At 72.0% G+C, this 25,986-nt stretch carries 26 protein-coding genes; 14 read left to right on the forward strand and 12 right to left on the reverse strand.

The annotated features are described in order from the left end of the window. Window positions 1-31 precede the first annotated feature (31 nt). Window positions 32-232: an SDR family oxidoreductase gene (locus KIK05_RS09185; RefSeq protein WP_308249830.1), complete on the forward strand. Its 201-nt coding sequence runs from the start codon at window positions 32-34 to the stop codon at window positions 230-232. A gap of 19 nt (window positions 233-251) precedes the next feature. Here KIK05_RS09185 and KIK05_RS09190 read toward each other — a convergent pair whose 3' ends face one another. Beyond that, window positions 252-1,232, reverse strand: coding sequence for a helix-turn-helix transcriptional regulator (locus tag KIK05_RS09190; RefSeq protein WP_214410176.1), 981 nt, complete (start codon window positions 1,230-1,232; stop codon window positions 252-254). 127 nt (window positions 1,233-1,359) lie between these two features. Between KIK05_RS09190 and KIK05_RS09195 the strand changes: the two genes are divergently transcribed. From KIK05_RS09195 to KIK05_RS09205, 3 genes are all read left to right on the forward strand, one after another. Continuing rightward, window positions 1,360-1,755: a RidA family protein gene (locus tag KIK05_RS09195; RefSeq protein ID WP_214410444.1), complete on the forward strand. Its 396-nt coding sequence runs from the start codon at window positions 1,360-1,362 to the stop codon at window positions 1,753-1,755. Window positions 1,756-1,918: 163 nt separating this feature from the next. Further along, on the forward strand, window positions 1,919-2,326 hold the full coding sequence (locus KIK05_RS09200) for a YciI family protein (protein ID WP_214410177.1): 408 nt from the start codon (window positions 1,919-1,921) through the stop codon (window positions 2,324-2,326). Then, window positions 2,323-3,468: an RNA polymerase sigma factor gene (locus tag KIK05_RS09205; protein ID WP_214410178.1), complete on the forward strand. Its 1,146-nt coding sequence runs from the start codon at window positions 2,323-2,325 to the stop codon at window positions 3,466-3,468. The genes KIK05_RS09200 and KIK05_RS09205 overlap by 4 nt, the downstream gene beginning before the upstream one ends. Window positions 3,469-3,619: 151 nt before the next feature. Here KIK05_RS09205 and KIK05_RS09210 read toward each other — a convergent pair whose 3' ends face one another. Continuing rightward, the gene (locus KIK05_RS09210; protein ID WP_214410179.1) at window positions 3,620-4,642 is read right to left on the reverse strand and encodes a zinc-dependent alcohol dehydrogenase family protein; all 1,023 of its coding nucleotides are present in this window, start codon (window positions 4,640-4,642) and stop codon (window positions 3,620-3,622) included. A gap of 254 nt (window positions 4,643-4,896) precedes the next feature. Between KIK05_RS09210 and KIK05_RS09215 the strand changes: the two genes are divergently transcribed. Next, window positions 4,897-5,793, forward strand: coding sequence for a helix-turn-helix domain-containing protein (locus KIK05_RS09215; protein ID WP_214410180.1), 897 nt, complete (start codon window positions 4,897-4,899; stop codon window positions 5,791-5,793). 40 nt (window positions 5,794-5,833) lie between these two features. On the opposite strand, the gene KIK05_RS09220 is transcribed toward KIK05_RS09215, so the two are convergent. Both KIK05_RS09220 and KIK05_RS09225 read right to left on the reverse strand, forming a co-directional pair. Then, window positions 5,834-6,244: a VOC family protein gene (locus KIK05_RS09220; protein WP_214410181.1), complete on the reverse strand. Its 411-nt coding sequence runs from the start codon at window positions 6,242-6,244 to the stop codon at window positions 5,834-5,836. Next, window positions 6,241-6,696 carry a helix-turn-helix transcriptional regulator gene (locus KIK05_RS09225; protein WP_214410182.1) on the reverse strand — a complete coding sequence of 152 codons (456 nt, stop codon included), beginning with the start codon at window positions 6,694-6,696 and terminating at the stop codon, window positions 6,241-6,243. The genes KIK05_RS09220 and KIK05_RS09225 overlap by 4 nt, the downstream gene beginning before the upstream one ends. 371 nt (window positions 6,697-7,067) lie before the next feature. Here KIK05_RS09225 and KIK05_RS09230 point away from each other — a divergent pair, with 371 nt between their 5' ends. Further along, entirely contained in the window at window positions 7,068-9,446 is a 2,379-nt protein-coding gene (locus tag KIK05_RS09230; protein ID WP_214410183.1) for an ATP-binding cassette domain-containing protein, read from the forward strand. 61 nt (window positions 9,447-9,507) lie between these two features. Here the strand turns inward: KIK05_RS09230 and KIK05_RS09235 are convergent, their stop codons facing one another. Beyond that, a complete protein-coding gene (locus KIK05_RS09235; protein WP_214410184.1) occupies window positions 9,508-10,131 on the reverse strand; it encodes a TetR/AcrR family transcriptional regulator in 624 nt (207 codons plus the stop codon). 22 nt (window positions 10,132-10,153) lie between these two features. On the opposite strand from KIK05_RS09235, the gene KIK05_RS09240 reads away from it, so the two are divergent. Next, window positions 10,154-11,086, forward strand: coding sequence for an NAD-dependent epimerase/dehydratase family protein (locus KIK05_RS09240; RefSeq protein WP_214410185.1), 933 nt, complete (start codon window positions 10,154-10,156; stop codon window positions 11,084-11,086). A 68-nt stretch (window positions 11,087-11,154) separates the two neighbouring features. Here the strand turns inward: KIK05_RS09240 and KIK05_RS09245 are convergent, their stop codons facing one another. Further along, window positions 11,155-12,048, reverse strand: coding sequence for a helix-turn-helix transcriptional regulator (locus KIK05_RS09245; RefSeq protein WP_214410186.1), 894 nt, complete (start codon window positions 12,046-12,048; stop codon window positions 11,155-11,157). Between the two features lie 210 nt (window positions 12,049-12,258). On the opposite strand from KIK05_RS09245, the gene KIK05_RS09250 reads away from it, so the two are divergent. Beyond that, on the forward strand, window positions 12,259-13,650 hold the full coding sequence (locus tag KIK05_RS09250; protein ID WP_308249831.1) for an MFS transporter: 1,392 nt from the start codon (window positions 12,259-12,261) through the stop codon (window positions 13,648-13,650). Window positions 13,651-13,727: 77 nt separating this feature from the next. Here the strand turns inward: KIK05_RS09250 and KIK05_RS09255 are convergent, their stop codons facing one another. Then, window positions 13,728-14,726, reverse strand: coding sequence for a zinc-dependent alcohol dehydrogenase family protein (locus KIK05_RS09255; protein ID WP_214410187.1), 999 nt, complete (start codon window positions 14,724-14,726; stop codon window positions 13,728-13,730). A 91-nt stretch (window positions 14,727-14,817) separates the two neighbouring features. Between KIK05_RS09255 and KIK05_RS09260 the strand changes: the two genes are divergently transcribed. Continuing rightward, on the forward strand, window positions 14,818-15,141 hold the full coding sequence (locus KIK05_RS09260) for an ArsR/SmtB family transcription factor (protein WP_214410188.1): 324 nt from the start codon (window positions 14,818-14,820) through the stop codon (window positions 15,139-15,141). Window positions 15,142-15,157: 16 nt separating this feature from the next. Here KIK05_RS09260 and KIK05_RS09265 read toward each other — a convergent pair whose 3' ends face one another. Next, a complete protein-coding gene (locus KIK05_RS09265) occupies window positions 15,158-15,970 on the reverse strand; it encodes an aminoglycoside 3'-phosphotransferase (protein WP_214410189.1) in 813 nt (270 codons plus the stop codon). Window positions 15,971-16,141: 171 nt separating this feature from the next. On the opposite strand from KIK05_RS09265, the gene KIK05_RS46700 reads away from it, so the two are divergent. Both KIK05_RS46700 and KIK05_RS09275 read left to right on the forward strand, forming a co-directional pair. Continuing rightward, entirely contained in the window at window positions 16,142-17,134 is a 993-nt protein-coding gene (locus KIK05_RS46700) for a sensor histidine kinase (protein WP_214410190.1), read from the forward strand. Window positions 17,135-17,201: 67 nt separating this feature from the next. After that, complete coding sequence (locus tag KIK05_RS09275; protein ID WP_214410446.1) at window positions 17,202-17,855, forward strand: response regulator; 654 nt, start codon at window positions 17,202-17,204, stop codon at window positions 17,853-17,855. 15 nt (window positions 17,856-17,870) lie between these two features. On the opposite strand, the gene KIK05_RS09280 is transcribed toward KIK05_RS09275, so the two are convergent. From KIK05_RS09280 to KIK05_RS09290, 3 genes are all read right to left on the reverse strand, one after another. Then, the gene (locus KIK05_RS09280) at window positions 17,871-18,839 is read right to left on the reverse strand and encodes a pyridoxal-phosphate dependent enzyme (protein ID WP_214410191.1); all 969 of its coding nucleotides are present in this window, start codon (window positions 18,837-18,839) and stop codon (window positions 17,871-17,873) included. A gap of 167 nt (window positions 18,840-19,006) precedes the next feature. Next, window positions 19,007-19,933 (reverse strand): RNA polymerase sigma-70 factor, encoded by a 927-nt coding sequence (locus KIK05_RS09285; protein ID WP_308249832.1) that lies wholly within the window; start codon window positions 19,931-19,933, stop codon window positions 19,007-19,009. A 145-nt stretch (window positions 19,934-20,078) separates the two neighbouring features. Continuing rightward, window positions 20,079-21,311, reverse strand: a complete 1,233-nt coding sequence (locus KIK05_RS09290) for an acyltransferase family protein (protein ID WP_214410192.1) — start codon at window positions 21,309-21,311, stop codon at window positions 20,079-20,081. A 313-nt stretch (window positions 21,312-21,624) separates the two neighbouring features. On the opposite strand from KIK05_RS09290, the gene KIK05_RS09295 reads away from it, so the two are divergent. The 3 genes from KIK05_RS09295 (at window position 21,625) to KIK05_RS09305 (ending at window position 25,359) form a co-directional block, all read left to right on the forward strand. Next, window positions 21,625-22,923 carry a dicarboxylate/amino acid:cation symporter gene (locus KIK05_RS09295; protein ID WP_308249833.1) on the forward strand — a complete coding sequence of 433 codons (1,299 nt, stop codon included), beginning with the start codon at window positions 21,625-21,627 and terminating at the stop codon, window positions 22,921-22,923. Window positions 22,924-23,103: 180 nt separating this feature from the next. Then, complete coding sequence (locus tag KIK05_RS09300; protein ID WP_250562511.1) at window positions 23,104-24,522, forward strand: sigma-70 family RNA polymerase sigma factor; 1,419 nt, start codon at window positions 23,104-23,106, stop codon at window positions 24,520-24,522. Window positions 24,523-24,570: 48 nt separating this feature from the next. After that, on the forward strand, window positions 24,571-25,359 hold the full coding sequence (locus KIK05_RS09305) for an SDR family NAD(P)-dependent oxidoreductase (protein ID WP_214410195.1): 789 nt from the start codon (window positions 24,571-24,573) through the stop codon (window positions 25,357-25,359). 69 nt (window positions 25,360-25,428) lie between these two features. Here KIK05_RS09305 and KIK05_RS09310 read toward each other — a convergent pair whose 3' ends face one another. Next, complete coding sequence (locus KIK05_RS09310; protein WP_214410196.1) at window positions 25,429-25,887, reverse strand: Lrp/AsnC family transcriptional regulator; 459 nt, start codon at window positions 25,885-25,887, stop codon at window positions 25,429-25,431. Window positions 25,888-25,986 lie beyond the last annotated feature (99 nt).

Raw genomic sequence — 25,986 nt, forward strand, 5'->3', positions numbered from 1 at the left:
AGAGCGGCGTTTCCCGCGCGATCACAAGACCGTGGCGCCCGGCGTCATCGACACCGACATGCACCAGGGCAGACTCGTCGGGGTCGCGCTGGCCTGGGTGTCGTCCCTGTCTCCCATGGGCCGCGTGGGAACCCCCGAGGATGTGGCCGACGCGGTGGCCTTCCTGGCCTCCGACGACAGCCGCTGGGTGACCGGCCACTGGCTGGACGCCTCAGGAGGAACCCTGCTCTGACGGGTCCCGGGGCCGGCGGCTAACTCTCGGGTTGAGACTCGTAGCGGGTGGCGATCGCGGCGGCGCGGTCGCGCAGGGAGGTGCGCAGCCACTGCGGGGCCAGGGCCTCCGCGTCCGTGGTGAGCTGCCACAGCGCCCATTCGGCGTGTCGCGGATCCTGGAAGGTCACCTCCAGGCGCAGCCAGCCGTCTGTGTCGGTTTCTTCGGCGCGGACGGCGAGCGCGGTGCCCACCAGGTCCTCCCGCCGCGCCGGGTCCACCCGCACCAGCACGGTGACCTGGTCGCCGCCGGTCCGAAACCGCGTGCTGCGTTCCTGCCAGGCTTGGTCCAGATCGACCCGGTCTGGTCGTTGCGCGGGTTCGGCGAGTTCCTCGGCGGCCAAGATCCGGGACAGCCGGTAGGTGCGGTCCGCGCCGGACCTCGTGGCCAGCAAGTAGCCCTGGTCGCGTACGGTGACCAGGCCGATCGGGTCCACCGTGCGCCACTTCGGGGCCTGGTCCACGGCCGCGTAGTGGATGCGCAGCTTGTGTCCGGCGAGCACCGCGCGCCGGACCTCGGCCACTACGGCGTCGGGCACCTCCTCGGCGGCCAGACGACGCGAGAGGAGATCGGTCTCCGGGTCGATGAGCAGTCGCTCGGCCGCGCCGGCCGCGGTGTCCCGATAGCTTTCGGGTAGGGCGTCGACCACCTTGAGCATCGCCGAAGCGAGCGCCGAGCCGAGGCCGAATGCCTGCGCCCCGCGCCGCGATCCGGCGATCAGCAAGGCGAGGGCCTCGTCGTGGTTCAGTCCGGTGAGCTCGGTCCGGAAACCGGGCAGCAACGCGAAACCACCGTGCCGGCCGCGTTCGGCGTAGACCGGGACGCCGGCCGCCGACAGCGCCTCGATGTCACGCAGCACGGTGCGGGTGGACACCTCCAGCTCGCGGGCCAGCGTGACCGCGGACAGCCGGCCGTGCTGCCGCAGCAGGAGCACCAGCGAGACCAACCGGTCGGCGCGCACGCGAAAACACTACAGGGATACACGACACAGGATGTCGTGATTCGCCGGGAGGCTTGGCAACACGACCGCGGCTACCGAGCCGACGGACGTACGTGATGTCGACGAATCGAATGGAGCTGATGTGGCAATGGAGCGAACGGCGGTCAACCCGTGGGCGTGGTCGGCTGCGCTGGGGTACAACCAGGGGGAGATCGTCTCGGGGCACACCCGGACCCTGTACTGCTCCGGGCAGGCCGCGATGAGCGGCGACGGCAAGCCCGAGCATGCCGATGACATGGCGGCGCAGCTGGCGCTGAGCCTCGACAACCTTGAGGCCGTGCTGGGTGAGGCCGGCATGTCCCTCGCGAACCTCGTCCGGCTCAACGTCTACACCACCGACGTCGATCGGCTCTTCGAGCACTACGGCGTCCTGGCGTCGCGGTTGGGCGCCGCCGGGGTGGCACCGTCCACCACGATGCTCGGGGTGACACGGCTGGCGATCCCCGACCTGATGGTCGAGCTCGAGGGGACCGCCGTCGCGTGACCGTGCCTCGTGATCGCCTTCGGGCATGATGAGGTCCGCGCCCGCGCGGCATGGGGCCGGTCCGGGCAACGAATCGCGCGCACGTTGTCGAGAATGTGGTGTCGGCTCCGTCCCAGGGACGAGAGTGGCCACCACGGGCCCCTGACGAACAAGGAGAACCACCATGAAGTACCTGCTGCTGAAGCACTATCGAGGTGGCCCGGACCCCGCGGTCGACCACGGGCCGATGGACCAGTGGACGCCTGAGGAGGTCGACGCGCACGTGCGGTTCATGCGCGACTTCGGGGCCCGCCTGGAGGAGACGGGGGAGCTCGTCGACGTCCAGGCGCTGGCGCCCGAGGGGACGTTCGTGCGGTATGACGGCGAGGGGCGCCCACCGGTGACCGACGGTCCGTTCGCCGAGACCAAGGACCTCATCGCCGGCTGGTACGTCATCGACGTGGACTCGTGGGATCGCGCGCTCCAGCTGGCCGCGGAGCTGTCCGCCGCTCCCGGGCCCGGCGGCGCGCCGATCCACGAGTGGCTGGAGGTCCGGCCGTTCCTCACCCAGCCGCCCACGGTGACCGAGTGAACGAGTCGCTGCTGCGGGAGCTCGTGCCCGCGGTGATCGGTGTCCTCGTCCGGCGCGGGGCCGACTTCGCGTCGGCCGAGGACGCCGTGCAGGAAGCCCTGATCCGGGCGCTGGACACCTGGCCGGACGACCCACCGCGCGATCCGAAGGCATGGCTCGTCGCCGCCGCGTGGCGCAAGTTCCTCGACGCCGCCCGCGCCGAGGCGTCGCGGCGAGGGCGGGAGCTCACCGTACACGCCGAGCCTCCCGCCGGTCCGGCGCCCGTCACGGACGACACGCTGCGGCTCTACTTCCTGTGCGCGCACCCCACCCTGCCGCAGGGCTCGGCCGTCGCCCTGACGCTGCGCGCGGTCGGCGGCCTGACCACGCGGCAGATCGCGACGGCGTACCTCGTCCCCGAGGCGACCATGGCGCAGCGGATCAGCCGGGCGAAGCGGCGGATCGCGGGGCTGCCGCTGGACGAGCCCGGCGATCTCGGGACGGTGCTGCGCGTGCTCTACCTCGTCTTCAACGAGGGGTACAGCGGAGACGTCGACCTGGCGGCCGAGGCGATCCGCCTCACCCGCCAGCTCGCCGCCTCGACCGACGAGCCCGAGGTCGCGGGGCTGCTCGCGCTCATGCTGCTGCACCATGCGCGCCGCGTGTCCCGCACCGGGCCGGGAGGCCGCCTGGTGCCGCTCGCGGAACAGGACCGATCGCGCTGGGACACCCGCCTGATCGCCGAGGGGGTGACGATTCTGCAGGCCGCGCTGGCGCGCGACCGGCTGGGCGAATACCAGGCGCAGGCCGCGATCGCCGCCCTGCACGCCGATGCCCGGAGCGCCTCGGAGACGGACTGGGTGCAGATCGTGGAGTGGTACGACGAACTGCTGCTCCTCACCGGTAGCCCGGTGGCGCGGCTCAACCGCGCGGTGGCGGTCGGGGAGGCCGACGGACCGCAGGCCGGGCTGGCGGCGCTGGCCGAGGTGAGCCCCGACCTGCCCCGATATGCCGCGGTGACGGCGTACCTGCACGAACGAGCCGGTGACCTGGAGCACGCCGCCGAGCTGTACGCCGAGGCCTCCCGCGCCGCTGCCAGCGTGCCGGAGCGTGACCACCTCACTCGGGAGGCCGCGCGGGTGCGGCAGCTGCTGCGTCCGTGAGTGCGAACGGCGCCGCCGCTGACCGGGAACGCCGCCCGCCGGGACGAGCTCTACCGGCCGCGGCGGCGCGGCGCCGGCACCGGCTCGCGCTCTGCCGCTGACAGTGGGGCACCGCGCGGGCGTTCTCGGCTGATCCGCGGGGTTTCCCGGGTCACGGGCGCAGGAGTGCCTTGATGGCGCGGCGTTCGTCCATGGCCTTGTAGCCTTCGGCGGCCTCGTCGAGGGGGAGGGCGAGGTCGAAGACCTTCCCGGGGTTGATCTTCCGGTCCCAGATCAGGTCGATCAGCTCGGGCAGGTACTGCCGGACCGGAGCCGGGCCGCCGTGCAGGTGGACCTGGGAGAAGAACAGCTCCAGGCCGTCGATGGCGACCCCGTAGTTGACGCCGACGAAGCCGACGTGGCCGCCGGGCCGGGTGGAGCGGATGGCCTGGAGCGTCGACTCCTGGGTGCCGACCGCCTCGACGACCGAGTGCGCGCCCAGGCCACCGGTCAGTTCCTTGATCTTCGCTACACCCTCGTCGCCGCGCTCGGTGACGAGGTCGGTGGCGCCGAACTCCAGGGCGAGCTTCTGCCGCGGCTCGTGGCGGCTCATCGCGATGACCCGCTCGGCGCCGAGCTGCTTGGCGGCCAGCACGGCGAGCAGGCCGACCGCGCCGTCGCCGACGACCGCGACGGTCTTGCCGGGCCCCGCCTGGGCGGCGACGGCACCGAACCAGCCGGTGCCCAGCACGTCGGAGGCGGCGAGGAGATCGGGGATCAGGTCGGGGTCGGGCATGCCCGGGGTGGCGACGAGCGTACCGTCGGCGTTCGGGATCAGGGCACGCTCGGCCTGCGTCCCGACGGCGTTCATGAACACCCGGTGGACGCAGGAGGACGGGTATCCGGAACGGCAGATCTCGCAGGTGCCGTCGGAGGAGACGAACGAGCCGACGACGAACTGGCCGGGCCTGATCGTCGTCACCTCGCTGCCGACCTCCTCGACGACGCCCACGTACTCGTGGCCCATGGGAGTCGGGCCCTCGAGCGGCTCGACGCCGCGGTAGGGCCACAGGTCCGACCCGCAGACACAGGCCGCGGACAGCCGGATGATCGCGTCGGTCGGGGCGAGGATCCTGGGGTCCTCGCGCTGCTCCACCCGGACGTCGCCGGGGGCGTGCATCACTACGGCTCGCATCTCATGTACTCCTTGGTTCTCAACAGCCCGTCTGGCCGGCCGGCGCCGCGATGAGTAAGAGTCGTCGCGCTGAATGTGGCTGTCCGGCTTCCGGTGGCGCCGGGGGAGCCCACGGCATCCCCCGGGTGCCCCGCTGGGCCGGGCCAGCGGCCACTACCCAGTAAAAGCGCTGGTCGGGCAGGCAGGAAGGCACTGGTGAAAGGTGTACTGGCAGGGCACCCCTGAGGGGCGGAAGGCCGCCTAGCCTGGGGAGGGTGGACAACCGCAGCGAGATCCGTGAGTTCCTGACCTCCCGGCGTGCCAAGATCAGGCCGCAGCAGGCCGGGCTGCCCTCCTACGGCACCCGCCGGGTCCCCGGACTGCGCCGCGCCGAGGTCGCCCAGCTGGCGGGAGTGAGCGTGGAGTACTACTCCCGCCTGGAACGCGGCGACCTGTCAGGGGTCTCCGACCACGTCCTGGACGCTCTGGCCCGCGCGCTGCGGCTCAACGACGAAGAACGCACCCACCTGGAGGACCTGGCCCGCGCCGCGAGCCCCGGCCCACGCCGCCGGCGCCGCCCCGCCTCCAGGCAGGTGCGGCCCCCGGTGCAGCGGCTGCTGGACTCCATCACCGACGCGCCGGCCTTCGTCATGAACGGCCGCGGCGACATCCTGGCCACCAACATCCTCGGCCGTGCCCTGTACGCGCCCATGTTCGAGGCGGCCCGCGGCGCCATCCCCAACCACGCCCGGTTCATCTTCCTCGACCCCCGCTCCCACGGGTTCTGGGGCGACTGGGACCGCGCCGCCGACGACACCGTCGCACTCCTGCACGCCCAGGCTGGCCGGGACCCCTACGACAAAGACCTCACCGACCTCATCGGCGAGCTGTCCACCCGCAGCGACGACTTCCGCGCCCGCTGGGCCCGCCATGATGTCCGCCAGCACCACCTCGGCAGCAAACCTTTCCACCACCCGGTGGTGGGCGATCTCCAGCTCACCTACGAATCCCTGGATCTGACCGCCGACGGCCTCACCCTGGTCGCCTACGGCACCGAACCCGGCGGCGACTCCGAGGACAAGCTCCGTCTCCTGGCCAGCTGGGCCGCCGCCGAGATCAGTGCCCCTCAGCCTTACGAAGCCGCCGGCGGTCGGCGATCCGACCAGGTCTGACCAGCTACGGGCCCGCCGGCGGCGCTCGAACGGGGAGGTATCACGCCTTGATCTCCTGCTGGATCTTCACCATGTTGCCCGAGGGGTCGCGGAACGTGCAGTCGCGCGGCCCCCACGGCTGATCGACGGGCTCCTGCAGGACTTCGGCGCCGGACGCCCGTACCCGCTGGAAGGCCGCCTCGAGATCATCGGTGCTGAAGACGGTCATCGGCAGGGCGCCCTTGGTGAGCAGTCGTTGCAGGGCGTCGCCGTCGGCCTGGGAGCGGCCGGCGTGCGGTTCGGAGAGCACGATCTCGAGGTCCGGCTGGGTCGCGCTGCCCAGCGTGACCCAGCGGAAGCCCTCGGCGGCGACGTCATTGCGCACGTCGAGGCCGAGCCCGTCGCGGTAGAAGACGAGCGCCTCGTCCAGGTCGTTGACCGTGATATGGCAGTACTGGAGTGCGATCCTCATGTGGCCAACGTTAGTCCGGCGGCGTCGCGACCTGCTTCTCGAGCTCTGCTCGGCGAGATTCTCGTCGGCCGGGTGCGCAACTTCGCCACGCACGGGGGCATCGCGGCCACCGCGCTGTGCTCCCGGCTGCGGTAGGCGCTCGGCGTCTCTCCCACGAGCTCGGTGAACCGGGAGCTGAACGAGCCGAGCGAGGTACAGCCGACCGCCATGCAGGCGTCGGTCACGCTCATACCTCCGCGCAGCAGCGCCATCGCCCGCTCGATCCGGCGGGTCATGAGGTAGCTGTACGGCGTCTCGCCGTAGACCGCCCGGAACTGTCGCGAGAAGTGCCCCGGCGACATGAGCGCCCGGCGGGCCATCGTCGGCACGTCGAGCGGCTGAGCGTAGTCACGGTCGATGAGATCCCGCGCCCGGCGCAGGTGGGCGAGGTTGGCGAGGTCTTCCGGGGTCATGAAGGGGAGGCTAGCAGCCGCCGGTGACAGAACCGCCGACTGCGCGAACGGGCACCGGAGGACCTCCGGCGGCCGTGGGGGAGGGGGGCTCGCCGGGTCCGGGGCCGCGGGTCACCGGAACGGCCACGGAGGCGATCGCCCGCGATTACACGACGTTCGCGGCGAAAGCCGGGTGATCGGACCGATCAGAAATGGAGAAGCGCCGGTCACCGGGCCGCGCCTAGCCTGGTCGGCCGTGGAACATTCCCTCGGGGTCGCGCACGACGCCCCAAGGGTTTCAGACATACTGCTCGAACTGGTCAGATATCGCCAGGCGACGCCGACGGAGACCGCGAACGCGGCCCCGCCCGACAGATGGAGACGCAATCAGCATGGCCATGACGGACCCGCAGTCGCCTGCGCTGCACGTTGCCGACAGCCACGATTTGATCCGCGTGCACGGCGCGCGCGAGAACAACCTCAAGGACGTCAGCGTCGAGATCCCGAAGCGCCGCCTGACGGTGTTCACCGGCGTCTCCGGCTCGGGAAAGAGCTCCCTGGTGTTCGACACGATCGCCGCGGAGTCGCAGCGGCTGATCAACGAGACCTACAGCGCCTTCGTGCAGGGCTTCATACCGACGCTGGCGCGGCCCGAGGTCGACGTCCTCGAAGGGCTGACGACCGCGATCATCGTCGACCAGCAGCGGATGGGCGCCGACCCCCGCTCCACGGTCGGCACCGCCACCGACGCCAACGCGATGCTGCGCATCCTCTTCAGCCGGCTCGGGCGGCCGCACATCGGCCCACCCAGCGCGTTCTCCTTCAACGTCCCCTCGGTCCGGGCGACCGGCACGGTCACCGTCGAGCGCGGTGGCAAGGAGACGGTGAAAGAGTCCTTCACCCGCGCCGGCGGCATGTGCCCGCGCTGCGAGGGCCGGGGCACGGTCACCGACTTCGACCTGTCCCAGCTGTACGACGACGGCAAGTCGCTCAACGAGGGCGCGCTCACGGTCCCCGGCTACAGCGTCGACGGCTGGTACGGCCGTATCTTCCGCGGCTGCGGCTTCTTCGACCCGGACAAGCCGATCCGCGAGTACACCGAGAAGGAGCTCCACGACCTCCTCCACAAGGAGCCGACGAAGATCAAGGTCGACGGCATCAACCTGACGTACGAGGGCCTGATCCCGAAGATCCAGAAGTCGTTCCTGTCCAAGGACGTCGACGCGCTGCAGCCGCACATCCGCGCCTTCGTGGAGCGGGCGATGACGTTCACCTCCTGTCCCGAGTGCGGCGGCACCCGGCTCAGCGAGGGGGCCCGGGCGTCGCGGATCGGCGGGGTCAACATCGCCGACGCGTGCGCGATGCAGATCAGCGACCTGGCCGAATGGGTCCGCGGCATCGACGACCCTTCGGTGGCGCCCCTGCTCGCCACGCTGCTGCAGACCCTCGACTCGTTCGTGGAGATCGGGCTGGGCTACCTCTCGCTCGACCGGCCGGCGGGCACGCTGTCGGGCGGCGAGGCGCAGCGCGTCAAGATGATCCGCCACCTCGGCTCCTCGCTCACCGACACCACCTACGTCTTCGACGAGCCCACGGCCGGCCTGCACCCCCATGACATCCAGCGGATGAACGACCTGCTGCTGCGGCTGCGGGACAAGGGCAACACGGTGCTGGTCGTGGAGCACAAGCCGGAGACGATCGCGATCGCCGACCACATCGTCGATCTCGGTCCCGGCGCCGGTACGGCGGGCGGCGCCGTCTGCTTCGAGGGCACGGTCGAGGGGCTGCGGACCAGCGGCACCATCACCGGCCGCCACTTCGACGACCGGGCCGCCCTCAAGGAGACGGTGCGGAAGCCCACCGGCACGCTGGAGATCCGTGGCGCGACGCGGCACAACCTGCGCGACGTCGACGTCGACATCCCGCTCGGGGTCCTCGTCGTCGTCACCGGCGTCGCCGGCTCCGGCAAGAGCTCGCTCATCCACGGCTCGATCCCCGCGGGCGCGGGCGTGGTGTCGATCGACCAGGGCGCGATCCGCGGCTCGCGGCGGAGCAACCCGGCGACCTACACCGGGCTGCTCGACCCGATCCGTAAGGCGTTCGCCAAGGCCAACGGCGTGAAGCCGGCGCTGTTCAGCGCCAACTCCGAGGGCGCCTGCCCCAACTGCAACGGTGCCGGCGTCATCTACACCGACCTGGCGATGATGGCCGGCGTCGCCACCACCTGCGAGGAGTGCGAGGGGAAGCGGTTCCAGGCGTCGGTGCTGGACCACCACCTCGGCGGCCGTGACATCAGCGAGGTGCTCGCGATGTCGGTGACCGAGGCGGAGGAGTTCTTCGGCGCCGGCGAGGCGCGCACGCCGGCCGCGCACGCCATCCTCGGCCGGCTCGCCGACGTCGGGCTCGGTTACCTGAGCCTCGGCCAGCCGCTCACCACGCTGTCCGGCGGCGAGCGGCAGCGGCTCAAGCTGGCCACCCACATGGCGGAGAAGGGCGGAATCTACGTCCTGGACGAGCCGACCACGGGCCTCCACCTCGCCGACGTCGAGCAGTTGCTCGGCCTGCTCGACCGGCTCGTCGACTCCGGCAAGTCGGTCATCGTCATCGAGCACCACCAGGCGGTCATGGCGCACGCCGACTGGATCATCGACCTCGGCCCCGGCGCCGGCCACGACGGCGGCCGGATCGTCTACGAGGGCACGCCCGCCGATCTGGTCGCCGCCCGCTCCACGCTCACCGCCGAGCACCTGGCGGCCTATATCGGCCGCTGACCGGCGCGCTCTCGCGTACCGCCCCCTGCAGCACGGCCGGGGGCGGCACGTCCTCTCGCGTTCACCCCGGCAGGCCCAGCGTGGTGGCGGCGTGGTCAACCCACGCGGCCAGGAAGCGCTCCTGCTCGACGTCGCCGGGGGAGTGCCCGATGAGCACACGAAGGAGCGGGTAGTACGTCAGCGACGCCACGAGCACGGCCGCGGTCGCCTCCGGGTCGGCCACCTCGCGGCCGCCCGCGCCCCGCCGCGCGGCGACCCAGGCGGCGCCCTGCCGGTAGACGCTCGCCAGCACGCCCTGCCACATCCGCTCGAACAGCTCGGGGAAGCCTTCGAACTCGCGCAGCATGATGCGGATGAGATCGCGGTCGGTCTCGATCACGTCCCACACCAGCTCCGCCATACGGCGCAGCGCGGCCCGGCCGTCCTCCTCGGCAACGGCGCCGGGATCGGGCAGCAGGGCGGTGCGGCTGCGTTCGGCGACCTCCTCCAGGTGGCGGCGCACCGCCTCCTCCAGCAGCGCCCGCTTCGAGGGGAAGTGCTTGTACAGCGCCCCGGACCCGGAGGTCAGCCCGCACGCCACCTGGATGTCGGCCACCGAGGTCGCGGCGTACCCCTTGGTCGCGAAAAGCCGGACCGCCGCGTCGATGAGGCGCCGCCGGGTGACGCCTGGAGTGGATCTCGCCATAGTGAGAGAGTACTCTCTTTCTATGGGTCTCAGAGTATTCGTGACGGGAGGCACCGGAGCGATCGGCGGTCACGCGGTCCCGGCGCTGGTCGGCGCCGGGCACACGGTGAGCGCGCTGGCCCGCACCCCGCGCAAGGCGGCGACGCTGGCGGCCCAGGGAGCGACCCCGGTCGAGGTGTCACTGTTCGACCGGGACGCTCTCGCCGCGGCGTTCGCCGGCCACGACGCGGTGGTCAACCTGGCGACGGCGATCCCGCCGATGTCGCGGTTCATGAGCGCCAAGGCGTCGCGGGAGAACGAGCGGGTCCGCAAGGAGGGCTCGCGCGCCGTGGCCGGCGCGGCTCTCGACGCCGGGGTCGGCCGGGTGATCCAGGAGTCGGTCACCATGCTCTACCGCGACCAGGCGGACCTCTGGGCCGACGAGGACACACCCGTCGACCCGTTCCCCATGGCCAGGAGCAACCTGGCGGCCGAGGCGAACGCGCGCGGGTTCACCGAGCAGGGCGGAGCCGGGGTCGTCCTGCGGTTCGGCTGGTTCTACGGCCCGGGCGCCGAGCACAGCGAGCAGCTGTTCGCCCAGGCCCGCCACCACGTCGGCCTGGTGCTCGGCCGGCCCGGCGGGTACGTCTCCTCGATCCACCTGGCCGACGCCGCGTCCGCCGTGGTCGCGGCGCTGACCGTGCCCGCGGGGACGTTCAACGTGGTCGACGACGAACCGCTGACCAAGCGCGAGTACGCCGCCGCGCTCGCCCGCGCCGCCGGCACCGCCATGTGGGTGCGCCTGCCCGGCAGGGCCGCCGAGCTCTTCGGCGACCGGCTCACCTCGCTGACCCGTTCGCTGCGGGTGAGCAACGCCCGATTCCGGACGGCGACGGGCTGGGCGCCCCGGTATCCCAGCGCCCGCGAGGGCTGGCTCGCCACCGCCCGCACCCTCGACCACCGCACCGCGGCCTGAGCCTGGGCGACAAGCCCGGCATTCTTCTCGCCGGCCGACCACGGATCACGGGCCCCCTGCGAGCCCGGTCACGGGGCGCGCTGGTCCAGGACTTCCCTGGGCAGTGTCGCGTCGGTGGCGGCCCAGCTGGCCAGCAGCTTGAGGGCGTCTTCGTCGGGGGAGCCCGGTTCGGTGCTCATGGCCGTCAGGCTCAGGGAGGGCTGTGCGGGAAGTTGCATGGCGTCGAAGGTGAGGGTGAGGTCACCGACGATCGGGTGGCGGAAATGCTTCAGGCCGCTGTAGTGCAGGCGCACGTTGTGCCGGGCCCAAGCGGTGCGGAAGTCCGTGCTGCGGGTGACGAGCTCGCCGATGAGGTCGGTCAGGCCCTTGTCGTGGGGGGTGCGGCCTGCCTCGGTGCGCAGGAGCGCGACGGTGTTGTTCATCGATTCCTCCCAGTTGCGGCTGAAGAACTCGCGGCCCCGGGGGTCGAGGAACTTGAACCGGGCCATGTTCACCGGCGGCTTCCGCCCGTCGTGGAACATGGGCGCGTACAGGGCATAGCCGAGCCGGTTGGCGGCGAGGAGGTCCAGGCGGCTGTTGCGGACGAACGCGGGCGCGTCGGTCATGGAGTCGAGGATCCGCTGCACGCTGGGCGGGATCTGTGTCTGCTGGGGTACGCGACGGCGTCGTTGGGGTGTGGTGTTGGCGGCGCGGGCCAGATCGTTGAGGTGGTCGCGTTCGGCCTCGTCGAGTTGCAGGGCGCGGGCGAGGGAGTCGAGGACCGCCTCGGAGACGCCGGTGAGGTTGCCGCGTTCCAGGCGGACGTAGTAGTCGACGCTCATGCCGGCGAGCATGGCGACCTCCTCGCGGCGCAGGCCGAGGACGCGGCGGTTGCCGCCGTAGGCCGGGAGGCCGGCTTGCTGCGGGGTGATCCTGGCCCGGCGTGAGGCCAGGAACTCCTTGATCTCGTTCCTGCTGTCCACGTTCCCCAGGCTAGGCGGCCCGTGCAAAAGCTGGGGGGTACTGCCGTTACCTGGAACGGCTCTACCTTCCCCACCCGGGTGACCAGCGGTTTCATCGGATGCAGGCCGGTGGGAGCGCCGCCGGCGCGGCGACCCGTCTTCGGTGTCGTCGCCGCGCCGCGATCGGCCCCCGGCCCCCTGACCCGTCCCCTCACCCGTTGGGAGAACTTCGTGCCCACCACCCAGCGGCCGGCGGCCGCCCCGGCAATCCGCGACCGCGGCCGTCACGCGGTCGCGGCCCTCGCCGCCGCCGTGGTCGGCTTCTTCGTGATCACCCTTGACGCCACGATCGTCAACGTCGCCCTGCCCCGTATCCGCGAGGACCTGGGAGGCGGGATGACCGGCCTGCAATGGGTGGTGGACGGCTACACCATGATGTTCGCCGCGCTGCTGCTGTCGGCCGGCGCCCTCTCGGACCGGATCGGGGCCCGTCGGGCCTTCGGTGCCGGCCTGGCGGTGTTCGTCGCCGCCTCCGCGGCCTGCGGCCTGGCGCCCGGCCTCGGGCCCCTCGTGGCCGCCCGCTTCGTTCAGGGCGCCGGAGCGGCGGTGGTGATGCCCACCACGCTGGCGCTGATCAGGGAGGCGTACGACGACCAGGCCCGCCGAGCCCGTGCGGTGGCCGTATGGGCGATGGGCGGGGCAGCGGCCGCAGCGGCCGGTCCGCTCGTGGGCGGTGCGCTGACCGAGCTGAGCTGGCGGCTGATCTTCTTCATCAACGTCCCCGTGGGCGTCGCCGCCCTGCTTCCGCTCGCGCGGATCACGCCGTCGCCGCACCGCAGGGTGCCGTTCGACCGGGCCGGTCAGATCGCCGCGATCGCGGCGATGGGCGGGCTGACGTACGGGGTGATCGAAGCCGGCGCGGACGGTTTCACCAGCCCCCGCGTGCTCACCGCCCTGGCGGTCGCGGTCGCCGGCCTGACCGGCTTCCTCATGATCGAGGCCCGCGCCGCGCATCCGATGGTGCCGCTGGAGATGTTCCGCGACCGCACCATGGTGATCGCCGTCGCGGTCGGCTTCACCTTCATGATCGGCTTCTACGGGATGCCGTTCCTGTTCAGCCTGTACTTCCAACAGTCGCGCGGCCTGTCGTCGGTGGCCACCGGGGTGGCGTTCCTGCCGATGATGGCCTTCTCCGGACTCCTCACACCGGCCTCCACACGGTTGGTGCGCAGGGTCGGCCTGCGGGCCTCGATCACGGGCGGGCTGCTGCTGATGGCGGCAGGCATGATCTCCCTGGCGGCATTGCCGGCGACGGCGCCGCTCTGGGCGGTCGCCACCCTGATGATCCCCGTCGGCCTCGGCGGCCCGCTGATCATGCCACCGCTGACCGCACGGCTCCTCGACAGTGTGCCCGTCCACCGGGCCGGGGTCGCCGCCGGCATCCTCAACACCGCCCGCCAGATCGGGGGCGCCCTGGCCGTCGCCGTCTTCGGCGCCCTGCTGGCGCGCCACGCCACTTTCCTGAACGGGCTGCGCACCAGCCTGCTCATCGCCGTCGTCGTACTGCTGGCGACCGCCGCGGCGACCCCGCTGCTCGAGCAGCGCCCCCGCACCACCCCATGAGGCCCCAGAGCCCCGGGGCCAGGCCCTCTACATCGTCGAGGGCGTCGTACGGCGGCCGGCGCCGCGGCGCCTGACCGTCAGTGGGACACCGTGACGACGATCTTGCCGACCTGGGTGTTGGACTCCATGTGCCGGTGTGCCTGCACGATCTCCTCCAAGGGGAACAGGCGGTCCACCACCGGGCGGAAGGATCCGGAGCGCAGGCCTGAGGCGACGAACGCGGCGGCGCGGCGCAGCCGCTGCGGGTCCCTGGTGATCTCGTGCACGGTGTACGTACGCATGTTGAGCGCGGGCATGCCGAGGTCGAACCCCGGATAGGGGGTCGGTTGCCCGCTCTGCGCGCCCCACAGGAACAGCGTCCCGCCGGCGGCCACGGCCCGGCCGAGTTCCAGCACGCCCGGTCCGGCGACGGCGTCGAAGACGTACTCGGCGCCCCTGCCGCCGGTCAGCTCCAGCACTCGTTCCGCGACGTCCTCCTCCTCCGAGACGATCACCTCGGCCGCGCCCTCCTCGATCAGCCGCTGCCGCTTGGCGCGGGTGCGGGTGACGGCGATCGGTGTGGCGCCCAGGCGGACGGCGGTGTGGATCGCCGCCAGGCCGACGCTGCTGGAGGCCGCGTTGAGCACGGCGACGTCCCCCGCCCGCATGCCGCCGACCTCGACCATGGCGCCGTAGGCGGTGAGGTAGGGCATCCACACCGCCGCCCCGGCCACCGCGTCCACTCCGTCCGGGCGGGGCAGCAGCGCGGTCGCCGGCACGATCGCCTGTTCGGCGTACACCCCGTAGTCGTTCTGGGAGAAGGCCGGCAGGACGCTGACCGCCTGCCCCGGCTCGAACCCGGTCACCCCCGGGCCGACCGCCTCGATCACGCCGGCGGCCTCGGTGCCGAGCCTGGCGGGCAGTCGCTCGACCGGCTCGATGTACCGGGCGGTCCGGAACAGCGCCTCCGCCCGGTTGACCCCGATGGCGTCCACCCGGATCCGTACCTCGCCCGGTCCCGGATCGCCGGTCTCCAGGTCCTCCAGCCGCATCACCTCGGGGCCGCCGATCTCGTGGAACCGCACTGTCCTTGCCATGTCGCCGTCCTTCGCTAGTCGGGAACGGGCTCCACTGAAGCAGAGAAGTACGATCGTCGTCAAACTTCGATGCGTGTCGTACTATTGAGCCGTGGAACGTACCCCGCCGCACCCAGAGATGGCGCAGTTCGACCTGCAGCAGGTGCTGGAGGCCCTCGTCGACCCGGTCCGCCGGAGCATCGTCACGCAGCTCGACGCCGCCGGTGAGGACATCGCGTGCGGCGGGTTCGACATGGCGGTGAGCAAGTCCACCGCCACGCACCACTTCAAGGTGCTGCGCGAGGCGGGCCTGATCCGGCAGTACTACGTGGGGACCTCGCGGATGAACGCCCTGCGCCGCGCCGAGATGGACGAGGCCTTCCCCGGCCTGCTCGACGCCCTCACCACCCGCCGGGCCACGTCGAGCAGGACATGATCCTCCGCAGCGAGTGTCAGGACAGATCCCACAGCAGGCGGTAATAGGCGATGCGCTCGGAGTCGGGGGCGACGCCGTAGGCCTCGTACACGATGTGGTCGTAGCCCGGCCCGTAGTTCCACTCGGTGCTCCACGCCGCCACCGCCAGGTCGGCCCACCGGTCGGCCACGCCGAGCGAGCCGAGGTCCACGTGCGCGGCGAAGGTGCCGTCGTCGTGCAGCAGCGTGTTCGGGACGCAGGCGTCGCCGTGGCAGACGACCAGGCGGTCGACGGGCGGAGGATCACCCAGGCGCTTCCGGGCGTCGGCGAGGCCGAGATGGCGATGCTCGGGCGACCAGCCGGACGGGCCCCCGCCGCCGGCGATGCGCTCGTCGGCGCGGGCCCGGCGCCGTTCGACGCTCCAGTCGAACGGGCAGTCCTCGACCGGAAGGGTGTCGTGGAGCACGCGCAGTCCCCGGCCGATCGCGGCGGCCGCGGTCTCCGGTTCGGCGCGCCAGCGGGGATCGACCGCGGAGACGCCCGGGACCTGCGCGGTGACCAGCCACGAGCCGGCCTCGCCGCTGCCGTGCCGCAGGACCTCCGGGACCGTCACCCATCGCCGTGCCCAGGTCAGCCGCTCGGCCTCTCGGGAGAGGTCGATCCCCGGGGTGCCGGCGGCGACCCACTTGACGTACCGGGTGCCCTCGCCCTCGGCCTCCAGGCGGAACGTCAGGCCGCCGAGCACGTTGCGCCACACGGGGGTGAGCGTGCCGCCACCGGCCAGCGCGGCGACCTCGGCGGGAACGGCCACGGGCCCGGTCGGGATCTCGGAGATGACGGAGAGACTCATCCGCACATGATCCCGCCCTGGGAGGGGCCGGGGGCAAATGGATTTCCGCAGAAGCACCCCTGACTTTCGTCAGGGGTGCTCCCGGAAGGTCGGCGGATCCGCGGCGGCGGCGAGGTCGGCTAGGTTCTCCCGCATGCGACTGATCAGGTCACGGTCGGTAGGGTCGGCGAGGTGAGAAACGGCGCGATCCTTGCCGCGATCGCGGGGCTCGGGCTGCTCAACGGATACAGCCTCACCGACATCCCGCTCTGGCGGCAGTTCTTCTTCTTGGCCCTCGCCGTGGCGGCCTACCTCCACGGGCGCCACCTGCCCGCGCGGCGCGCCTGGCTGGTCCTGGCCACCGCCGCGGTCCCCGGAGCCGTCCTCGTCGTGCTGGACTTCTGGGCCGGGGTCGGTGCCCTCATGACCCTGGGGCTGTTCGTGGTGCTGCCGTGGCTGGCCGGGCGGTTCCGGCGGCAGCAGGCCGAGCTGGTGAAGGCCGGTCTGGAACGGGTCGCCCGGCTCGAGAGGGAGCAGGAGTACGTCGCCGAACGCGCGAGGCTCCGCGAACGCGCCCGCATCGCCGCCGACATGCACGACTCCCTGGGGCACGACCTGGCGCTGATCGCGCTCCGGGCCGGGGCGCTGGAGCTGGCCTCCGACATGACGGAGCAGGCGCGCGAGGCCGCGGCCGAGCTGCGGACGGGGGCGGTGGCCGCCGCCGACCGGCTGCGCCGTACGGTCGCGGTGCTGCGGGAGACGGGGCCGGCTCCGGCCGAGCCGGCGGAGGAGTCCGTCCAGGCGCTGGTGGAGCGGGCGCGCGCCGCCGGCATGGCCGTCACCTTGCGCCACGACGGCGAGCGGGAGGCGCTTCCGCCGCTGGTCGACAGGGCCGCCCACCGGGTGGTGCAGGAGTCACTGACCAACGCCGCCCGGTACGCGCCCGGCGCCGACGTGCTCGTCCACATCGAACAGGCCCGTGACGGGATCACCGTGACGGTGAGCGACTCGGGGACGCTCCGCGCGGCGCCGCTCGCGCCGTCGGGCAACGGGAGCGGCATCGAGGGGCTGCGCGAGCGGGTGCGCCTGCTCGGCGGCACCCTGCGCGCCGGCCCTCTCGACGGCGGATTCGCCGTGACGGCACGGCTGCCGTTCGACGGGGAGCGGAACGGGACCGGCCGATGACATGGGCGGACCGACGGCACGGGTGGACGGGGAAGCGGGGACGATGACGCACGGACGGGACGAGCGGATGATCCGGGTGCTGCTGGCGGACGACGAGGCGATGATCCGGGCGGGGGTGCGGTCGATCCTGGTCACCGACCCCGGTATCGAGGTGGTCGCCGAGGCCGGCGACGGCCGCGAGGCCGTCGAGCTGGTGCGCGCGCACCGGCCCGACGTCGCGCTGCTGGACATCCGCATGCCCCGCCTGGACGGCCTGGCCGCCGCGGCCGAGCTGCGCTCCGCCGCGCCGGAGGTGGCGGTGGTCATGCTGACCACCTTCGACGAGGACGACTACGTCGCCAGGGCACTGGAGGAGGGCGCGTCCGGTTTCCTGCTCAAGGCCTCCGACCCCCGCGAGCTGATCGTCGGCGTGCGGGCGGTGGCCGGCGGCGCGGCGTACCTGTCACCGCGCATCGCCCGCAAGGTCATCGCGCGGCTGAACGGCGCCAGGCTCTCCAGGGCCGCCGAGGCCCGCGGACGGATCGAGCCGCTGACCCCGAGGGAGCTGGAGGTGCTGGCCCTGGTCGGCGAGGGGATGTCCAACCAGGAGATCGGCCGGGAGTTGTTCCTGTCGGAGGGCACGGTGAAGGGGCACGTCAGCGCCATCTTGGCGCGGCTCGGCCTGAACAACAGGGTGCAGGCCGCGATCACCGCCTACGAGGCGGGCCTGGTGCGCCGCTAGCAGGGCCCCTCGGTATCAACCTGCGTAGAGCTCGGCGAAGCGCTGGGCGCCGATGTTGCCGCCGGAGATGACGACGCCGACGCGCGGCGGGACCGGCTGGACGCGTCCGGCCAGCAGGGCGGCGAGGGCGCTGGCGCCACTCGGCTCGATTACGATCTTGAGGCGTTCGAACGCCAGCCGCATCGCCGCGCGGATGTCGTCATCGGTGACCAGGGTGATCTCGTCGACGAGCCGGCGGTTGATGGAGAACGTCAGCTCGCCGGGAATGCCGGCGGCCTGGCCGTCGGCGATCGTGCGCGGGATGGGGATCTCGACCCGCCGACCGGCCTCCAGCGACCGCTTGGTGTCGTCACCGGCCTCAGGCTCGACGCCCACCACGCGGATCCCGGGGCGCAGGCCCTTGGCGGCCGTCGCGCAGCCGGCGATCAGTCCGCCGCCGCCGACCGGCACCAGCAGCGCGTCGAGGTCGCCGACCTCCTCGATCAGCTCCAGCGCGGCCGTGCCCTGCCCAGCGATCACGTGGGGGTGCTCGTAGGGAGGGACCAGCGCCAGACCCCGTTCGGCGGCCAGGGCCGCCCCGATGGCCTCACGGTCACCGGTGTAGCGGTCGTAGGTGACGATCTCGGCGCCGTACCCGGCGACCGCGTCGGCCTTGGACCGCGGGACGTCCTCGGGCATGAGGATGACCGCGCTGCTGCCCAGCTCGCGCGCGGCCAGGGCGACGGCCTGGGCGTGGTTGCCTGAGGAGTAGGCGGCGATGCCCTTGGCCAGCTGGTCGGCCGACAGCCGGGAGATGGCGTTGTAGGCGCCGCGGAACTTGAACGCGCCCACCCGCTGGAAGTTCTCGCACTTGAGATGGACCTCGGCGCCGACGAGGGCGTCCAGGGTGCGTGAGCGCAGCACCGGGGTGCGGTGGGCGACGCCCTTGAGGCGCGCGGCGGCGTCGTGGACGTCGTCCAGGGTGACCGGGGGTGTGGTGGTCATTCGTGTCTCCCGAGTGCTGTCGCAGACGAGCAGGGGAGTCACCGGCGCCGCGGCGGGGTGTTCCCCCAGAACGGAGCCACGTTATCGCAGGCGATCATCGGCGATGCGCGGGCCGGCGGCCCCGTCCTGGGGTGTCACCCGACGGTGACGGCGAGGAACCCGAGAGGTCAGCGGTGCAGGATGGTCTCGCGCTCCATGTACGACAGCTTCTCGGGGTTGCGCACGGCGTAGAGCCCGGTGACGAGGCCGTCGTCGATGCGCACCGCCATGACGGTGTCGACCTCGCCGTCGAGCCGGAGGATCAGCGCCGGGTAGCCGTTGACCTGTGCCGGTTGCAGCGACAGCGCGGCGCCGAACCTGCTCAGCCCAGCGGCCAGGGGGGCCACGCGGTCGGCGCCGGTGATGGGCGCCGGCGCGGCCTGCGCGAGGCCGCCGCCGTCACCCACGAAGACCACGTCCGGTGCGAGGATGCCGAGCAGGTTCCGCAGGTCGCCGGTTTCGATCGCCCGCTGGAACGCCGCCAGCGCCTCGCGGGTCTCGGTCGCCGAGACGATCCCGCGTGGCCGGCGGGCGGCGACGTGTGACCGTGCCCGGTGGGCGATCTGGCGGACCGCCGCCTGGCTCTTGCCGACGGCCTCGGCGATCTCGTCGTAGTCCAGGTCGAACACCTCGCGCAGCACGAACACCGCCCGCTCGGTCGGCTGAAGCGTCTCCAGCACCAGCAGCATCGCCATCGAGACGCTGTCGGCCAGCTCGACGTCCTCGGCCACGTCCGGGGCGGTCAGCAGCGGTTCGGGGAGCCAGGGGCCGACGTAGGACTCCTTACGCCGGGCGAGCGTGCGCAGCCGGCCCAGCGCCTGACGAGTGGTGATCCGGACCAGGTACGCACGCCGGTCCCGCACCGTCTCCAGGTCGACGTCCACCCATCGCAGCCAGGTCTCCTGCAGGACGTCCTCGGCGTCGGCGGCCGAGCCGAGCATCTCGTATGCGACGGTGAACAGCAGGTTGCGGTGGGTGACGAACGTCTCCGTCGCGGAGTTCACGCCGTCCTCGTGAGCGACCGGCTCGACCGCGTCCGTCTCCCGCTCGCTCACACCCGGCTCCTGCCTGTTCGCTCTCAACCTTGTCACACGCACAAGATGCCGGTCGCCGCCGCTTTGTGACACCCGCGTCCGGTGACGCACGTCACACCGGCGCGCCGTCACGGCGACCCGCGTGGCCGCGCCGCGCCAACACCGCTCAGTTCGTATGGCGGGCCATGTCGCGGGTGGGGGCGGGCGTCTCGGGTGGGCGTCCGGCCGGGGACCGGCCCAGGCGGTGTCCCAGGTCCTGCATCGGGCGCTCGACGAAACGGTAGGTCAGCACGCTCACCAGCACGCTCGCCGCCACCGCCGCCACCGCGACGGCGGCCTGCACGACGTGCGGCGCCCCGCCGAGGCCGCCGATCAGCTCGCGCAGGAACGTGAACAGCGGGTGATGCACCAGATAGAGCGAGTAGCTGATCAGGCCCAGCGAGGTCAGCGGCCGGGGCATCGGCCGTCCGCGCAGCGCCATCGCGGCCGCGAACGTCAGCCCCGCCCCTCCGACCGTCGTGATCCACACGCCCGGCTCGACCCACCACCATCCCGCCTCGACCGCCCAGACGGGCGCCAGCGCCACCAGCGCGGCGGCCAGCGCGACCGGCCGCAGTGTGCCCGTGCCCTGCTCCCAGCGCCGGATCGCGGTCCCGGTGAACATCACGGCCAGGATCGTCAGTCCGAGCCACGGGATCCGCCCGCTCAGCACCGGCAGGGTCAGTGCCATCAGCCCGAGCGCACACGCGGCCGCCGTACGGAATCTGCCCGACATCACGCAGGCGAGCCCGGCCGTGAACACCGCCGCCGAGGCGTAGGCGAGCGGCCCGCCCGGCAGCGGCGCCGCGGCGAGCGCCGCTCCCGCCACCACTGACGCCGCGGCGAACAGCACGGCGAACAGGCCGCTGCGCTCGTGCAGCCTCACCGCGAACAGCGCGGTGACCAGCAGGTAGAAGACCATCTCGTAGGACAGCGTCCACATCGTGTCCGCCACGCCGCCCAGGCCGAGCACGTCGAGCAGCATCGTCAGGTGGGAGGCGACCGCCGATCCGTCGCGCGGCACGGCCTCGCGCAGCGGCACCCACCACGACAGCGCCACGACCAGCCCGCAGACGCCCAGGTACAGCGGGTAGAGACGGAACAGCCTGCTGAACCAGAAGGCGCGCAGGTCGCCGCGCCGCTCCAGCGAGGCCGGGATGATGTACCCGCTGACCAGGAAGAACACCATCACGCCGTAGACGCCCAGGCTGAACCAGTAGGGGCGCAGCGGCGGAAGCGCCCACGGCAGGTGCTCGGCCACCACGGCGAGCGCCGCCACGCCGCGCAGGGCGTCCAGCCAGGCCAGCCTTCCCGGGGGTCCGGTCTCGCGAGTCGACGGGGGATCGGGGGCGGTGGGCACCCGGCCCAAGCTACCCTCCGCCGCCCCGCTGATTCCGTGATTCCGCAAAGGCTCGCGCGCGGGCCGATGAAGGCTTCTCCCGTGCACGGGAATGTGATACGGATCACAGGGCAAACCGGAATTTTCCTACCAGTTAGAGAGGTTTGATCGCCTCGTGAGGTTCATCCCGGTGATCGTGTGGCTCGTCGAGCGCCTGCACGTCGACCTGTGCCGTCTGAACAGTCGTCTGTGTCCCTGAACGCCGTTCCCGCCCCCCTTCTCCTCCCGTGCATGCCACCCGTGCGTCGGCATGCCCTTCCACCGGAGCGCGTTCGTGAAAAGAGTCTCCTTCTCCCTGCAACTGCTACTCGGTCTGGTGATAGGCGTCGTCCTCGGGTTCGTCGCCCGTGCCGGTGACGTCACCTGGCTCACCGCCACCCTGACCGAAGTCGGCAAGATCTTCGTCCAGCTCCTCAAACTCGCCGTCCCGCCGCTGGTCTTCACCGCGGTCGTCGTCAGCGTGGCGAACCTGCGCAACGTCAGCGGCGCCGCCAGGCTCGCGAGCAAGACGCTGCTGTGGTTCCTGGTCACCTCGCTGATCGCGGTGGTCTTCGGGCTCGGCCTCGGCCTGATCCTCAACCCCGGCCTGGGCGTCACCATCTCCACCGCGGGGGCCAAGGCCGTCGACCTCGAGGGCGCCGGGACCTGGCTGGACTTCCTGACCGGCATCATCCCGACCAACATCGTCACCGCCTTCACCGAGCTCAACGTCCTCCAGATCGTCTTCCTGGGAGTCGTCATCGGCGCCGCCGCCCTCGCGGTCGGCGAGAAGGCCGAGCCGTTCCTCGCCTTCAGCCGGTCGATCCTGGAACTGGTCCAGAAGGGCCTGTGGTGGGTCATCAGGCTCGCCCCGATCGGCACCGCCGGTCTGATCGGCAAGTCGGTGGCCAGCTACGGCTGGGACCTGCTCGCCCCGCTCGCCAAGCTCAGCGCGGGCGTGTACATCGGCTGCCTGCTGGTGCTCCTGGTGAGCTACCCGCTGCTGCTCGCCTTCGTCGGCAAGGTCAGCCCGCTCACCTTCTACCGCAAGGCCTGGCCCGCGATCGAGCTGGCCTTCGTCTCCCGGTCCTCGGTCGGGACCATGCCGCTCACCCAGCGGGTCACCACCGAGCGTCTGGGAGTGGACCGCGACTACGCCTCCTTCGCGGTGCCCTTCGGGGCGACCACCAAGATGGACGGCTGCGCCGCGATCTACCCCGCGCTCGCGTCGATCTTCGTGGCCCAGGTGTTCGGCATCCATCTCGGCGTGGGCCACTACCTGCTGATCGCCTTCGTCTCCGTGGTCGGTTCGGCCGCGACCGCCGGTCTGACCGGCGCGATAGTGATGCTCACCCTGACCCTGAGCACACTGGGCCTGCCCCTGGAGGGCGTCGGGCTGCTCCTCGCGATCGACCCGATCCTCGACATGATCCGTACCGCGACCAACGTCGCGGGGCAGATGGTGGTGCCCGTCCTGGTCGCCCGTTCCGAGGGCCGTCTGGACGAGGCGGTGTTCACCGCCCCGCCGCAGCCCCTGGACGAGGCCCCCGCCGCGGTCCGTCCCGCGGCCGGTCCCGAGCCCGCTCTCACCTGAGCCCCCGCCGCGTCCACCTGCCCGGGCCGGGCAGGTGGACGCCGCGCTCAGGGCGCCCGGCACGCGTACCCTTGACGCTCGGCCTCCGCCGTCAGGGACGCGGAGCCGGGCGGTGACGCGGCGAGGTCGGAGGGCGGTGGGCGGATGCCGGACGAGAACTGCCGGACGTGCGGTCGCGCGTTGCCGCGTGTCACCGGCAGGCCGGGACGCGCCTCGCTGTACTGCTCGGCCGCCTGCCGCCAGAAGGCCTACCGCTCCCGCCAGGCCACCGGCGGGGACGGCGTCCACGAGCTGATCGACGACATCCGGCGGCGCGCCCAGGCACTCGCCCCCGAGCTGCCCGAGCCGTTCTACGCCGACGTCACGGCCCTGTCGTCCTCGGTCGGCAGGCTGCGCCGCATCGCCACGATCGCGTGGGAGGCCACGCGGGCCGGGGAAACCGTCACGCCGGCGCGCGTTACGCCATCTCCGGACGAGGCCGGGGAGACCGTCGCGCCATCTCCCGAAGAGACCACGGATATCGTCACGGCGGAGAACGTGACGGAATCCGCCGATGTGCTGGACGCCGTCCGGTCGGGGGACGAATGGACGTTCGCGGGGCTGGTGGAGCCGCACCGGCGCGAGCTCCAGGTGCACTGCTACCGGATGGTCGGCTCGTTCGACGACGCGGAGGACCTCGTCCAGGAGGTGCTGCTGCGCGCCTGGCGCCGCCGCGACGGATTCCAGGGACGCTCGACCCTGCGCGCCTGGTTGTACGGCATCGCCACCAATGCCTGCCTGGACTTCCTGCGGCGCAACACCCGCCGCCCGCAGCCGTACGGCCCCTCGCCGGTGCCGCCGACGGCCGGTGTGGAGGCGCCGCCGATGCTCGCCTGGCTGCAGCCGTTCCCCGACCGTCTCCTCGACGAGATCCCCTCCGCCGAGCTCGGGCCGGACGCCGCAGCGGTGTCCCGGGAGACGATGGAGCTGGTGTTCCTGGCGGCCATCCAGCACCTGCCGCCGCGTCAGCGGGCGGTGCTGGTCATGCGTGACGTGCTCGGCTGGCCGGCCGCCGACACCGCCCAGATGCTGGAGATGAGCGTCGCCTCGGTCAACAGCGCCTTGCAGCGGGCCAGGCCGGCCATGCGCGAGCACCTGCCCGGACGCCGTCCGGACTGGACGCGGCGAAACGGGCTCACGCGTGAGGAGGAGGACATCCTGCGCCGGTACGTGGACGCGGCCGTGCGGGGCGACACCTCGGCGATGGTCGACATGCTGAGCGAGGACGCCCGGATCACCATGCCGCCGAACCCGCTGTGGTTCGGGGGCCGCGACGCGATCATGTCCTTCATGGAGCCGACGTTCGACCCCGCCTCGCCGCGCTATTTCGGCCGGTGGCGGCACCTGCCGACGCGGGCGAACCGGCAGCCGGCGCTCGGCGGGTACGTGCAGCGGCCGGGCACCGCGGTCTACCGGGCGCAGGTGCTCGACGTGCTGCGCGTCGAGGACGGCAGGATCGTCGAGATCACCTCCTTCGAGCCCCACCTCTTCCCGGCCTTCGGGTTGCCGCTCACCCTGCGCCCCGGCTCCGATGATTTCCCCGCCTGGCCCGCGTCATGACGACCGAGCCGCGCGAGAGGCGCGCGGCCACGGGAACGGAGTGACGCGATGCTGCTCGAGAACAAGAACGCCATCGTCTACGGAGCCGGCGGGTCGATCGGCGGCGCGGTGGCCAGGACCCTCGCCGAGGAGGGCGCCACGGTGTTCCTGGCCGGGCGCACCCGCCAGACGCTGGAGAAGGTGGCCGGCGAGATCACCGCGGCGGGCGGCCGGGCGCGGGTGGCCGTGCTCGACGCGCTGGACGAGCAGGCCGTGGAGACGCACGCCAGGGCCGTGGTGGACGATGCGGGCAGCCTGGACGTCTCGTTCAACCTGGTGACCCGGGGGGACGCGCAGGGCACGCCGCTGGTCGGCATGAGCACCGAGGACCTTCTGCGCCCGATCGTCACCGGGGTCACGGCCAACTTCGTCACGGCCCGCGCGGCGGCGCGCCACATGACCGAGCAGGGGTCGGGCGTCATCCTGACGCTGAACAGCGGCTCGGCCAAGGGGAGCCCGATGATGGGCGGCACCGGGCCTGCGGACGCGGCCATGGACACCCTGGTGCGCAACCTGGCCATCGAGCTGGGCCCGAGCGGCGTGCGCGTGGTGGGCATCTGGACCGCGGGGCTCGCCGAGACGCTGTCCCCCGAAAGGCTCGCGGAGGTGAATCCCGGCATGGTCGTGGACCAGGCGGGATTCGAGGATCTGCTGGCACACCTGAACGGGATGCGGATGCTGCGCCGCTCTCCGACGCTGGCACAGATCGCCGGCACCGCCGCGTTCCTCGCCTCCGAGCGCGCCGGGGCGATCACCGCGACGTTCGTGAACGCCACCGCCGGCATCTTCGCCGACTAGCGCCGCCCTCGGCGGCCCGGCCGGGCACGTCGCGTCCGGCCGGGCCGAGGCACCGGCGCGCGGACCGGATCAGTCGAGCACCTTGATCTTCTTCATCGTCGGCTGGGAGATCACCCGGGCGACGCCGGGAATACCGATGATCTTGCCGGTCTGGAACGCCTCGTAGGCGGCGTAGTCGGCGACCAGGACGCGCAGGTGGTAGTCGGGCGTGGCGAACAGGCGGCGGAACTCGACGACCTCGTCGTACGCGGCGATCGTCCTCTCCAGTTCCTCCAGCGTCTTCAGATCGCTCACGCTGACCTCGATGGAGACGATGACCTCCAGGCCGCCGCCGAGCAGTTCGTGGTTGACGGTCGCCCGGTAGCCGCTGATGACACCGGCCTCCTCCAGGCGCTTCACCCGCCGCAGGCATGGTGGCGGGGTGAGCCCCACGCGCCGGGCGAGCTCGACGTTGGTCAGCCGGCCGTCCCGCTGGAGCTGGAACAATATTTCTCGATCGATGTCGTCCAGTGCGTGTTCATTGCCCATCCGGCCAGAATAGAGCCAGAATCCGAAATCAAATTAGGCGCTTTTCATTCTAGAATTGCTCTAGGGCGTTTCCGCTGGTCAATGCCCCTTACGGCGGTC

Origin of the sequence: Sphaerisporangium fuscum (assembly GCF_018531465.1) — a bacterium.
In the GTDB taxonomy this organism is placed as follows: domain Bacteria; phylum Actinomycetota; class Actinomycetes; order Streptosporangiales; family Streptosporangiaceae; genus Sphaerisporangium; species Sphaerisporangium fuscum.